Origin of the sequence: Roseomonas sp. 18066 (assembly GCF_902706185.1) — a bacterium.
Taxonomy (GTDB): domain Bacteria; phylum Pseudomonadota; class Alphaproteobacteria; order Acetobacterales; family Acetobacteraceae; genus Pseudoroseomonas.
This window is the reverse complement of sequence record NZ_CACSJM010000181.1, coordinates 1-11,253: the sequence shown is the minus strand read 5'-3', so window position 1 is coordinate 11,253 and position 11,253 is coordinate 1. Positions and strand designations below refer to the sequence as shown.

The window sequence follows — 11,253 nt, the reverse complement described above, 5'->3', positions numbered from 1 at the left end:
GCCGGGGGGCGGGGGTTTACGCGCGCCTTTCGGCGGACGTGCCTTAGGGTGGCACGTTCCGGGGGTGCTTGTCGCCCTGCTCGGGGCTGCCGCGCCCACCAATTCGTGCACGACCCGCGGGTCATGGCAAGCGGCCGCCCGGCGCGGCGCCGCCAATGGCCAGGCTCAAGGCCTCGTTGCCGAAGCGGCCGGCTCGGCTTGCCGCGGGGCAGGGGGGTCTGTAGCGTCCGGGCTGGCCGTCGTCGCCGGCCGATCCTGCGGCCTCTCCTGGCCAGCGCGGAAGGAACAGCCCCGTGACCGATCTCCCCTGCCAGCCGGCCGGGCGGCGCTGACCGCCATGGGCCGCATCCTCTACGAGCTCGCCGGCGCCGACCCGGCCCGCCGCTTCAGCCCCTATTGCTGGCGCATCCGCATGGCCCTCGCCCATAAGGGGCTGGAGACCGAGTGCCGCCCCTGGCGCTTCACCGAGGGGCAGACCATCGCCTTCTCCGGCCAGGACAAGGTGCCGGTGCTGGTCGATGGCGAGACGGTGGTGACCGATTCCTGGGCCATCGCCACCTATCTGGACGCGACATATCCGGATCGCCCGGCGCTGTTCCCCGCCGGCCCGGCCGCCAGCCGCTTCACCACGCTCTGGGCCGACACCACCCTGCATGCCCAGCTGATCCGGCTGATCGTCAGCGACATCCCGGCCTGGCTGGCGCCCGAGCAGCGCGAGTATTTCCGCGCCAGCCGCGAGGCCCGCCTGGGCATGACGCTGGAGGCGGTGACCGACGGGCGCGAGGCCCGGCTGCCCGGCTTCCGCGCCAGCCTGGCGCCGCTGCGCGCGCTGGTGCGGATGCAGCCCTTCCTGGGCGGCGAGCGGCCGGATTACGGCGACTATGCCGTCTTCGGCAGCCTGCAATGGGCGCGCTGCGTCTCCAGCCTGGCGCTGCTGGAGCGCGAGGACCCGCTGCGCGGCTGGCGCGACCGCATGCTGGACCTGTTCGGCGGCCTCGCCCGGGCGGCGCCGTCCTGCGACACCGATTGAGCATGCGCCTGCCCCGCCCATCGCCGCCGCCGCTGCCGACCCGCCGCCATGCCCTGCTGCTGGGCGCGGCGCTGGGCGTGGTCGCCGCGCGCCGGCGGGCTGCGGCGCAGAGCGGCTTCTACGTGCTGGCCCCGGCCGACGACCCCTGGGCGGCGCTGGCGCAGCGCGCCCGCGGCCAGGTGGTGCATTTCCACGCCTGGGCCGGCGACGAGCCGACCAACGCCTTCATCGCCTGGGCCGCCGCGCGGCTGCGGGTGCTGCACGACATCACCCTGGTGCATGTGCGCGTCAGCGACATCGGCGCCCTGCTGGCCCGGCTGGCGCCGCCGGCGCCGGAACCGCCGGCCGAACCGGTCCCCGAGCCTGCCGCCGCCGGGGCCGATCCGCTGGCGGTCGCCGACACAGCGCCGCCGCTCGACCTGTTCTGGTTCGGCGGGCCGCATCTGCTGACGCCGGCGCAGCGCGCCGCACTCCGTCCAGTGGCCGCGACGCTGCCGAATTTCCGCCTGGTGGATGCCGAGGGCAAGCCGGGCACCGTCACCGATTTCACCCTGCCGGTCGAAGGCCGCGCCGTGCCCTGGCGCTTGGCCCAGGCGGTCTTTCTCTACGACAGCGCCAAGGTTCCGCATCCGCCCCTGTCGATGCTGGCGATGCCCGACTGGGCCCGCGCCCATCCCGGCCGCCTGACCCATCCGCAGCCGCGCGACCCGCTGGGGGCCGCCTTCCTGAAGCAGGCGCTCTACGAGATCGCCCCGCATGAGGCGGTGCTGGCCAAGCCCGCCTCGGACGACAACTTCACCCTGGTCACCGCGCCGCTCTGGGAATGGTACGCGACGCTGCGGCCGCATCTGTGGCAGCAGGGCCGCCGCTTCCCCGAGGATGCCCAGGCCCAGGGCCGCCTGCTGCAGCAAGGCGAGGTCGACCTGGTGATCTCGCTGAACCCGGCCGAGGCCTCGATGGCCATCGCCGCCGGCTTCCTGCGCGACAGCATCCGCTCCTACGTGCCGACGCGGGGCAGCATCGGCAACGCCTCCTTCCTCGGCATCCCCGAGCAGGCCAGCCAGCCTGACGCCGCGATGGTGGTGGCCGACTTCTTCCTGTCGCCCGAAGCCCAGGCCGAGGCGCAAGACCCCGACGCCCTGGGCAGCCCGACCATCCTGGACCTGGCCCGCCTGTCCGAGGCCGACCGCCAGCGCTTCGAAAGCCTGCCCGCAGGGGTGGCGACGCTGAGCAACGCGGCGCTCGGGGCGTCGCTGCCGGAGCCGCATCCGTCCTGGGGAACCCGGCTCGCCGATGAGTGGGAGAAGCGGAAGGTGGGGAGAGGAGACTAAGCAGGTCGGGGGAAAGAATTCCCCCGAACCCCCATCTTTTTTCTGATCAACGGCTGTTCAGGCCGCTTCCTTCACCGACACCAGCTCCTGGCAGATCTCGGCGGCGATTGAGAAGGACCGCAGCCGGGCCTCGTGGTCGAAGATCTGGCCGGTCAGCATCAGCTCGTCGACCTGGGTCTCCGCCAGGAAAGCCTCGATCCCGGCGCGGACCGTGGCCGGGCTGCCGACCGCCGAGCAGGACAGGCTCTTGCCCACGCCGGCCCATTCCGCCTCACGCTGCAGCGTGGCGACATCCTCGGCCGGCGGCGGCAACAGGCCCGGCGTGCCGCGGCGCAGGTTCAGGAACTGCTGCTGCAGCGAGGTGAACAGGCGCTGGCCCTCCTCGTCCGTCTCGGCGGCGAAGACGTTCATCGCCGCCATGCTGTAGGGCTTGTCCAGCAGGGCCGAGGGGCGGAAGCCCTCGCGATAGATCTCCAGCGCCTGGATCATGGCCTGCGGCGCGAAATGGCTGGCGAAGGCGAAGGGCAGGCCGAGGGCCGCCGCCAGCTGCGCGCTGTAGAGGCTGGAGCCCAGCAGCCAGATCGGGATCTCCATGCCGCCGCCGGGCACCGCGCGCACCGGCTGGCCGGGCTGGACGGGGGCGAACCATTGCTGCAGCTCGACCACGTCCTGCGCGAAGCTGTCGGCCTCGCCCGAGAGGTTGCGGCGCAGGGCGCGGGCGGTGCGCATGTCGGTGCCCGGCGCGCGGCCGAGGCCCAGGTCGATGCGGCCGGGGAACAGCGCGTTCAGCGTGCCGAACTGCTCGGCGATCATCAGGGGGGCGTGGTTGGGCAGCATGATGCCGCCCGACCCCACCCGGATGGTGCTGGTGCCGGCGGCGACATGGCCGATGACCACCGCCGTCGCGGCGCTGGCGATGCCGGGCATGTTGTGATGCTCGGCCAGCCAGAAGCGGTGGAAGCCCAGCTTCTCGGCATGCTGGGCCAGGCTGCGGCTGTTCTCGAAGGCGGCGGTGGCGTCCTGCCCCTGGGCGATCGGGGCGAGGTCGAGGACGGAGTAGCGGATCATGGATGGCTCCCGGAGCGGGTGCGAAGGCAGGGGCCCGGGCCAGGCTGGCCGGGGCGGGTTGCCCTCGATATGGGGCGCCGGGCGGCCATGGGTAGATACCCGCGGTGCTTGGCATTGCCGGGATGGGGGACCAGATTGCGGGCGAAGGAGAGCTTGCCCCCCATGACCACCGAGATCGACGCCGCCACCCGCACCGAATTGGAGGCCGCCGCCTTCCGCCGCCTGGTCGAGCACCTGCGCGAGCGCAGCGACGTGCAGAATATCGACCTGATGAACCTGGCCGGCTTCTGCCGCAACTGCCTCAGCCGCTGGTACCGCGAGGCGGCCGAGGGCCAGGGCATCGCCCTGCCGGACGCCGAGGCGCGGCAGATCGTCTACGGCATGCCGTACAAGGACTGGCAGGCGCAGCACCAGAAAGCGGCGACGCCGGCGCAGCAGGCCGCCTTCGACGGCCAGCCGAAGCACGGCTGACCGGCGCGGGCGCGTTTCCGGGGGGGCCTTCCTGATTGCCCCTCGGGTGACGTCTCGCTATACCCGCGCGCCTCGGCCGCTTGCGCGGCCGGCCACTTTTCCGGTGTCTGGAGACCAGTATGAGCGATTTCGACGAGCAGGAGGCCAAGGCCAGCCGTGCGCGCCAGGAAGCCGATCCCGATCCCGAAGTCGGCGGCATCGCGGTCGATCGCCTGCGGTCCATCATCGAGCGGGTCGAGCGGCTCGAGGAAGAGCGCAAGGCGCTGGCCGACGACATCAAGGATATCTTCGGCGAGGCCAAGGCGGCCGGCTTCGAGGTCAAGGTGATCCGCCAGATCATCCGCCTGCGCAAGCAGGAGCCGGCCGAGGTGGAGGAGCAGGAGACCCTGCTCGACCTCTACCGCCGCGCCCTCGGCATGTGAGGCGCCCGGCGGGGGAGGGGTTTCCTCCCCCGCCGCGTGGACCGTGGCTGTCGCGGCGCGGGGATAGCCACGATCCGCCGCAGCGCCGCCTCCCGGCCGGACTCGGCCAGGACGACCTATAGGGCGCGCGGGCAGCATCGCCGGCCGCCGCGCTCAGCCGGCCATGCACCGCCGGCGCCTCGGCTCCCGCGCATCGGTTGCCGGCGCCAGGCCCGCCCCATTCCCCGACCGGCACCAGCGTCTGCGCCGTGACAGCTTCTGTCCGCCGGAAGCTGCGGCCGCCGCGCGGCCGTCGCGCCGGAACAGCGCGATGCCCTCCCGGCGTGTCGGCGGCGATGCGGTCACCCTTCGACAGGGTCGGCGGCGTCTCTGCCCAGGGCTGCGGCGAGCGCACGGGCGCTGCGACGATGCCGCCACAGGCGGCGGCCAGGCCAGTGCCTCGAAAGCGGGCCATCCCGGAAAGCCCCTCCTTGCGGCGCCGACCTGCGCGCGCGCCCGACCCTGGCAAGATCGCATTCAACGATTGCAGAAAGTTTTTAAGCGCGGCCGGCTTGCCGTGTCGATGGGCTTCCCGTCGGGCCATTCCTTCGTCAATAATCTGAAAAACAAGAGAAGATGGAGAGACGCTTCGGGTGGTCGCCCGGCGCGTTCACGCCGAGCGGCCGCAGGGCATCATTGGAAATCACCATAAAAACATTATTAAAAAGTCCAATCCAAGAATCACGCTTTACACTCGTCTAATAGTCGCCCACCGTGATCTCGGCAGGACGGAAGCGGCTGCCGGCGCAGCATGCCGCGGCATGCCCCGCGGCCGGCAGCGCCCGCAGGGACAGGAGCACGGCATGGCGACGACGGATGGCGCGGCAGATCGCGGAAGGCTCGGCCGCCGGCAGATCGGCCTGGCGGTGGCGGCGGGCTGGCTGACCGGCCATGCCGGGGCGGCGACGGCGCAATCCGGGCGGCAGGCCGCCCCGGCCGGTGGCGGCACGCTGCGGGTCTATGCGGATGCCTTCTCCGTCGACCCGCGCCTGGCCTGGACCGTCGGCGCCAACGCCCTGGCCGATTCGCTGATCGACCGCGACCCGACCACGCTGGAATTCACCCCCTGGCTGGCCGAGAGCTGGGAGGTCGATGGCGACGCCACCGCCTTCACCTTCACGCTGCGCGAGAACATCACCTTCTCGAACGGCGACCCGCTGGACGCCGCCGCGGTGAAGGCCAATTTCGACGGCGCGGTGGCCGATCTGAAGGCCGGTGGCGGCTGGTATATCCGCGGCGTCTTCGACCATTACCTGGGCACCGAGGTGATCGACGCGCGCCGCTTCACGGTGCGTTTCTCCGCCGGCAACGCGCCCTTCCTGGCCAATGTCTCGACCTCGCAGCTGGCCATCATCCATCCCGGCGATTTCGCCAAGACGCTCGACGAGCGGCGGAATTTCGGCGTCATCGGCTCCGGCCCCTTCGTCGTCGGCGCGGTGAAGCCGCGGGTCTCGCTGCGCCTGGTCCGCCGCGCCGACTATGCCTGGCCCAGCCGCCTGGCCCGACGCCAGGGGCCGGCGGGGCTGGAGGCGATCGAGATCGTCGTGGTGCCCGAGGCCGGCGTGCGCGAGGGCGCGCTGCGCTCCGGCGAGGCCGGCCTGATCCTGCGCCCGACGCCGGAGGGGGTGACGCGCCTGCCGAAGGACGAGATCGAGGTCTCCTGGCGGCAGCAGACCGGCATCGGCAAGAGCCTCAACGTCAACCTGCGCGCCGAGAAGCTGCGCCAGCTCGAGCTGCGCCAGGCGGTGCTGAAGGCGATCGACCGGCGCGAGCTGGCCGAGCTCGTCTCCGGCCCGGCCTCGCGCCCGGCCGGCAGCATCCTGGCCTCGGCCACCTACGGCTATCACGACTTCTCGGACACGCTGCTGGCCTATGATCCGGAAGGCGCCAGGGCGCTGCTGGAGAAGATCGGCTGGGTGGCGGGCGGCGGCCGCTTCCGCCGGCGCCAGGGCCGCACTCTCAGCCTTAGCCTGGTCTGGGACGACAGCCACACGACGGAGGAATTCGTCACCCTGATCAAGGACCAGCTGGCCCGGGTCGGCATCGACCTGTCGCTGACCTTCCGCAAGATCACCCAGGCCAGCGCCGAGTTCCGCGAGGGCCGCTACGACTTCTGGTACCAGAACGGCACCCGCGCCGATCCTGATGTGCTGCGCAAGACCTATTCCAATGCCGGCGTCGCGCTGGACGCCAATGTCCGCTACGTCGACAGCGCCGAGATTACCGGCAGCGGCGAGCTCGAGGCGCTGCTGCAGCGGTCCAACCTGGTGCCGGATTCGCCGGAGCGCCTCGAGATCCTCAGGCGGGCGCAGGAGATTCTCCTGCAATACGCCATCCGCATCCCGGTCGAGGACAATCCGCAGATCGTCATCGCCGCCGCGCGCCAGGTCGGGGGGCTGCGCTTTAGCCCGCTGGGCGAGCCGGTCTTCGCCGACGTCGCGCTGCGGCGCTGAGCGGGGGCGCGCCGCATGACGCACGGACAGGCCAAGGATCGCAAGATCAAGCTCGGCTACCATCTGTCGCCGCAGGCCAGCTGGCTGGCCGCGGAGCCGGGCGCCTCGCCCTATGCCGTCGGCCCGCTGGTCGCGGTGGCGCGCAAGGCCGAGGCGGCGCTGATCGACGCGCTGTTCCGCGCCGACAGCTTCAGCTTCTCGCCCGACCAGGCGGCGAGCTTCCGCTATGGCGCGGTCGATGCGCAGCTCGCCCTGGCCTCGCTGGCGGCGGCGACCACGCGGATCGGCCTGGTGGCGACCATCTCCACCACCTTCACCGAGCCCTATGCCACCGCGCGCCAGGTGCTGACCCTGGACCACCTGTCCAGCGGCCGGGCGGGCTGGAACGCGGTGACCTCGCACCAGGGGGAGCGCGCCTTCGGGCCGCAGCCGATCCCGGACCAGGCCACGCGCTACCGCCGCGCCGGGGAGTTCCTGGAAGTGGTCAACGGGCTTTGGAGCAGCTGGGACCGCGACGCGCTGCTGCTCGACCGGGACAGCCGCCGCTTCGCCGATGCCGCCAGGGTGCGGCGCTTCGCCTATCGCGGCGACTTCTTCGACATTGAGGGCACCAGCGCGCTGCCGCCCTCGCCGCAGGGCCGGCCGGTGCAGTTCCAGGCCGGCGCCTCGGGCGAGGGCAAGGCCTTCGCGGCGCGCTTCGCCGAGGCGGTGTTCTCCGCCTCGCCGGATATCGGGCATGCGCGCGGCATCTATGCCGAGCTGAAGCAGCTGGTCGCCGCCGGCGGCCGCGATCCGGAAAAGTTCCTGGTGTTTCCGGGCTTCGGCCTGATCCTCGGCAAGACGCAGGAAGAAGCGGACGACATCCACCGCAACCTGACGGACGGGCTGGATTTCGAGGCGGGCCGCAAGGGCGCCGGCTACTATCTCGGCGAGGTCGATCTGACCGGCCTCGATCTCGACGCGCCGGTGCCGCTGCACCTGCTGCCGACCGACCCGTCGCGGCTGCCGCGCCGCCGCAGCCGGGCGGCGCTGATGCAGGCCGTGGCGCGCAAGCCGGGCAACACGCTGCGCGACGTCATCCGCAGCTTCCTGCTGAGCGATGGCGGGCATTTCCTGACGGTGCAATCCTATGACGGCGCCGCGGCGGAGCTGGAGCGATGGTTCGCCACCGGCGCCGCCGACGGCTTCCTGCTGTCCTTCCCGGCGCGCGGCGACCAGTTCGACCGCTTCATCGAGCATGTCATCCCGCGGCTGCAGGATCGCGGCCTGTACCGCCGCGCCTATGAGGGCGAGACGCTGCGGCAGAATCTGGGGCTGGCGGCATGAGCGGGGCGGCGGCCGAGGCGGTGGCGCGCGCCGCAGGCCGGGCGCCGGCCGGGCTGGCGCGCTATGTCGGCCGCCGCATCGGCCATGCCGTCATCGTCGTCTGGGCCGCCTACACGCTCAGCTTCGTGCTGCTCTACCTGCTGCCCTCCGACCCGGTGACCCTGATGCTGCAGTCGCGCGGCGACGGCAGCGACATCGACCCCGAGGTGGTGGCGCGGCTGCAGCGGCAATACGGCCTCGACCGGCCGGTGGCCTGGCAATATGCCGCCATGCTGCGGGCGGCGCTGGGCGGCGATTTCGGCCGCTCGATCAATGACGGCCGCGACGTGCTGCAGCGCATCGCCGAGGCGCTGCCGCACACGGTGGAGCTCGCTCTGGCCGGGCTCGCCATCGGCCTGACGCTGGGCATGGCGGTGGCGGTGCTGGCCAATCTGACGCGGCGGCGCTGGCTGCGGCAGGTGCTGTTCGCCTATGCGCCGTTCGTCGCCTCGGTGCCGGCCTTCCTGATCGGCCTGTTCCTGATCCAGCTTTTCGCGCATGGGCTGGGCTGGCTGCCCGCCGCCGGCAGCAGCGGCCCGGCGGCGCTGGTGCTGCCGGCGCTGGCGGTCGGGCTGCAGGTCAGCGACGCCATCGCCCAGGTGACGGCGCGCGCCCTGCACGAGAACCTGCAGGCACCCTATGCGCAGTACCTGCGCGCCAAGGGGCTCGGCCGCCGCGCCATCCTGCTGCGGCATGCGCTGCGCAACGCCATCATCCCGGCCGTCACCCTGGTCGGGCTGAGCATCGGCGGCATCCTGGGCGGCGCCATCATCACCGAGACCGTCTTCTCCCGCCAGGGCCTCGGCCGGCTGCTGGAGGAGGCGATCACCCTGCAGGACATCCCCGTGGTGCAGGGCGTCGTGGTCTTCACCGCGATCCTCTTCGCCGCCAGCAACCTGGTGGTCGACCTGCTCTACCCGCTGATCAACCCGAAGGTCACGCTGCGCTAGCCGCGGCGCGCCGATCCTGTCCGGAGGACCGCATGGCCAGCGATGGCATCCTCGACCTGACCCCGGGCCTGCTGCGCGGCGCCCCGCCGGTGCCCGGCCCGGCGCGCTGGCGCTCCTGGCTGACGCCGGGCCATGCCAGCCTGGCGGCGGCCATTCTGCTGCTGCTGCTGGTGGCGCTCTGGGCGGCGGCGCCGCAGCTCTTCGCGCCCTTCGATCCTTATGCCGTCAACGGCCGGCTGAAGCTGCTGCCGCCGTCGCCGGCGCATCCCTTCGGCACCGACGGGCTGGGCCGCGACCTGTTCAGCCGCTTCGTCTGGGGCACCCGGACCACGCTGGTCGCCGCCTCCGCCGCGCTGCTGCTGGCCTTCGCCGCCGCCTCGGTGCTGGGGCTGCTGGCCGGCTATGTCGGCGGGCTGGTGGATGACGTGATCAGCCGGCTGCTCGACATCCTGCTGGCGGTGCCGGGGCTGCTGATCTCGCTGATGCTGGTCACCGGCCTCGGCTTCGGCAGCCTGAACATCGCCATCGCCGTGGGCGTCAGCTCGGTCGCCGCCTTCGCCCGGGTGATGCGGGCGGAGGTGCTGCGCATCCGCCATGCCGATTTCGTCACCGCCGCCCGGCTCTGCGGCGTCGCCTGGACCGTGATCCTGCGCCGCCATGTCTTCCCGCATGCCATCGGCCCGGTGCTGGCGCTGACCGCGCTGCATTTCGGCGGTGCCGTCATCGCCATCTGCTCGCTGAGCTTCCTGGGCTTCGGCGCCCAGGCGCCGGCGCCGGAATGGGGCAACCTGATCGCCGGCGGGCGCAGCGTGCTGGCGCATGCCTGGTGGATCTCGGTGCTGCCCGGCGGCGTCATCGTGCTGGTCGTGCTGGCCGCCAACCGGATCAGCCGCCAGCTGGAGCGCATCGCATGAGCCCGGAGCCGCCGCTGCTCGAGCTCGCCGGGCTGAGCCTCAGCTATCCCGCGGCGCCGGGCGCGGCCGGCCGGGTGGTCGCGCTGGACCGCGTCTCCTTCGCCATCGCGCGGCGCAGCACGGTGGCGCTGGTCGGCGAATCCGGCTCGGGCAAGTCCTCCATCGCCAAGGCGATCCTCGGCCTGCTGCCGGAGACGGCACGGCTCGACGGCGCGATCCGCCATCTCGGGCAGGAGCTGGCCGGCGCGGCGGGGGAGGAGGCCTGGCGCGGCCTGCGCGGCCGCCACATCGCGCTGATCCCGCAGGACCCGCTGATCGCGCTGGACCCGGTGCAGCGGGTCGGGCGGCAGCTCGAGGAAGCGCTGCGGCTGCATCGCGGCCTCGACCGCCGCGCGGCGGCGGCGGAGGTGCCGCGGCGGCTGGCCGATATGGGGCTGCACCCGGCCGGCGAGATCGCCCGGCGCTATCCCCACCAGCTGTCCGGCGGCCAGCTGCAGCGGATCCTGATCGCCATCGCCCTGGCCGGCGAGCCCGGGCTGATCGTCGCCGACGAGCCGACCTCCGGCCTCGACGTCACCGCGCAGAAGATCGTGCTGGAGGCGATCGGCCAGCGGGTGCGGCAGAGCGGCGCCGCGCTGCTGCTGATCACGCATGACCTGGCCATCGCCCGGCGCCATGCCGACCGCATCGTCGTGCTGCGCGACGGCGGCATCGTCGAGGTGCTGGCGGCGGCGGCGGTGGCCCAGAGCCGCGATCCGCATACCCGCGCGCTGTTCGACGCCATGCCCTCGCGCCAGGCCGCCCGGCTGCGCGCCGGGGCGCCGGCGGTGGCGCCGCCCGCCGGCGTGCTGGCCCGCTTCGACCAGGTGGCGAAGCGCTTCCCGGCGCGGCGGGGCGCGGCGGCGGGGTTTCCCGGCATCGGCGGGCTGTCGCTCACCCTGCGGCCGGGGCGCTCGCTCGGGCTGGTGGGCGAATCGGGCTCCGGCAAGTCGACCACGGCGCGCATCGCCGCCGGGCTGGTCCGGCCCGATGCGGGGGCCTTCCTGTGGCGGGAGGAGACGGCCGGCAGCGCCCGGCCGCGGCCGCGCGACATCCAGCTGGTGTTCCAGAACCCCTATTCCTCGCTGAACCCGAAGCTGACCGTCGAGCAGATCATCCGCGAGCCGCTCGACGCGCTCGGCATCGGCGCGCCGGCGGGGCGGGCAGGGCG

At 72.7% G+C, this 11,253-nt stretch carries 10 protein-coding genes; 9 read left to right on the top strand and 1 reads right to left on the bottom strand.

Annotated elements, in window-relative coordinates:
* Window positions 1-337: 337 nt before the first annotated feature.
* Window positions 338-1,030 (top strand): glutathione S-transferase family protein, encoded by a 693-nt coding sequence (locus GVN67_RS25440; protein ID WP_160000120.1) that lies wholly within the window; start codon window positions 338-340, stop codon window positions 1,028-1,030.
* Between the two features lie 2 nt (window positions 1,031-1,032).
* Complete coding sequence (locus GVN67_RS25435) at window positions 1,033-2,361, top strand: ABC transporter substrate-binding protein (RefSeq protein ID WP_160000119.1); 1,329 nt, start codon at window positions 1,033-1,035, stop codon at window positions 2,359-2,361.
* Window positions 2,362-2,418: 57 nt separating this feature from the next.
* Here the strand turns inward: GVN67_RS25435 and GVN67_RS25430 are convergent, their stop codons facing one another.
* Window positions 2,419-3,429: an LLM class flavin-dependent oxidoreductase gene (locus tag GVN67_RS25430; RefSeq protein ID WP_160000118.1), complete on the bottom strand. Its 1,011-nt coding sequence runs from the start codon at window positions 3,427-3,429 to the stop codon at window positions 2,419-2,421.
* A gap of 162 nt (window positions 3,430-3,591) precedes the next feature.
* Between GVN67_RS25430 and GVN67_RS25425 the strand changes: the two genes are divergently transcribed.
* The 7 genes from GVN67_RS25425 to GVN67_RS25395 form a co-directional block, all read left to right on the top strand.
* A complete protein-coding gene (locus GVN67_RS25425; protein ID WP_160000117.1) occupies window positions 3,592-3,900 on the top strand; it encodes a DUF1244 domain-containing protein in 309 nt (102 codons plus the stop codon).
* A 119-nt stretch (window positions 3,901-4,019) separates the two neighbouring features.
* Complete coding sequence (locus GVN67_RS25420; protein ID WP_235035480.1) at window positions 4,020-4,322, top strand: GapR family DNA-binding domain-containing protein; 303 nt, start codon at window positions 4,020-4,022, stop codon at window positions 4,320-4,322.
* An 842-nt stretch (window positions 4,323-5,164) separates the two neighbouring features.
* On the top strand, window positions 5,165-6,814 hold the full coding sequence (locus tag GVN67_RS25415; protein WP_160000116.1) for an ABC transporter substrate-binding protein: 1,650 nt from the start codon (window positions 5,165-5,167) through the stop codon (window positions 6,812-6,814).
* 15 nt (window positions 6,815-6,829) lie between these two features.
* A complete protein-coding gene (locus GVN67_RS25410; protein ID WP_160000115.1) occupies window positions 6,830-8,140 on the top strand; it encodes an NtaA/DmoA family FMN-dependent monooxygenase in 1,311 nt (436 codons plus the stop codon).
* Entirely contained in the window at window positions 8,137-9,129 is a 993-nt protein-coding gene (locus GVN67_RS25405; protein ID WP_160000114.1) for an ABC transporter permease, read from the top strand. Before GVN67_RS25410 ends, GVN67_RS25405 begins: the two co-directional genes overlap by 4 nt.
* A gap of 32 nt (window positions 9,130-9,161) precedes the next feature.
* A complete protein-coding gene (locus GVN67_RS25400) occupies window positions 9,162-10,043 on the top strand; it encodes an ABC transporter permease (protein WP_160000113.1) in 882 nt (293 codons plus the stop codon).
* Window positions 10,040-11,253 (top strand): ATP-binding cassette domain-containing protein (locus GVN67_RS25395; protein WP_160000112.1); only part of this gene is annotated, 1,214 nt, incomplete at its 3' end. The genes GVN67_RS25400 and GVN67_RS25395, both read left to right, overlap by 4 nt.

Excerpts from the sequence above, each read along its gene's own strand:
- GVN67_RS25415 (WP_160000116.1), top strand. The coding sequence starts at position 5,165 with ATGGCGACGACGGATGGCGCGGCAGATCGCGGAAGGCTCGGCCGCCGG.
- GVN67_RS25440 (WP_160000120.1), top strand. The coding sequence starts at position 338 with ATGGGCCGCATCCTCTACGAGCTCGCCGGCGCCGACCCGGCCCGCCGC.
- GVN67_RS25430 (WP_160000118.1), bottom strand. The coding sequence starts at position 3,429 with ATGATCCGCTACTCCGTCCTCGACCTCGCCCCGATCGCCCAGGGGCAG.
- GVN67_RS25400 (WP_160000113.1), top strand. The coding sequence starts at position 9,162 with ATGGCCAGCGATGGCATCCTCGACCTGACCCCGGGCCTGCTGCGCGGC.
- GVN67_RS25410 (WP_160000115.1), top strand. The coding sequence starts at position 6,830 with ATGACGCACGGACAGGCCAAGGATCGCAAGATCAAGCTCGGCTACCAT.
- GVN67_RS25405 (WP_160000114.1), top strand. The coding sequence starts at position 8,137 with ATGAGCGGGGCGGCGGCCGAGGCGGTGGCGCGCGCCGCAGGCCGGGCG.
- GVN67_RS25425 (WP_160000117.1), top strand. The coding sequence starts at position 3,592 with ATGACCACCGAGATCGACGCCGCCACCCGCACCGAATTGGAGGCCGCC.
- GVN67_RS25420 (WP_235035480.1), top strand. The coding sequence starts at position 4,020 with ATGAGCGATTTCGACGAGCAGGAGGCCAAGGCCAGCCGTGCGCGCCAG.
- GVN67_RS25435 (WP_160000119.1), top strand. The coding sequence starts at position 1,033 with ATGCGCCTGCCCCGCCCATCGCCGCCGCCGCTGCCGACCCGCCGCCAT.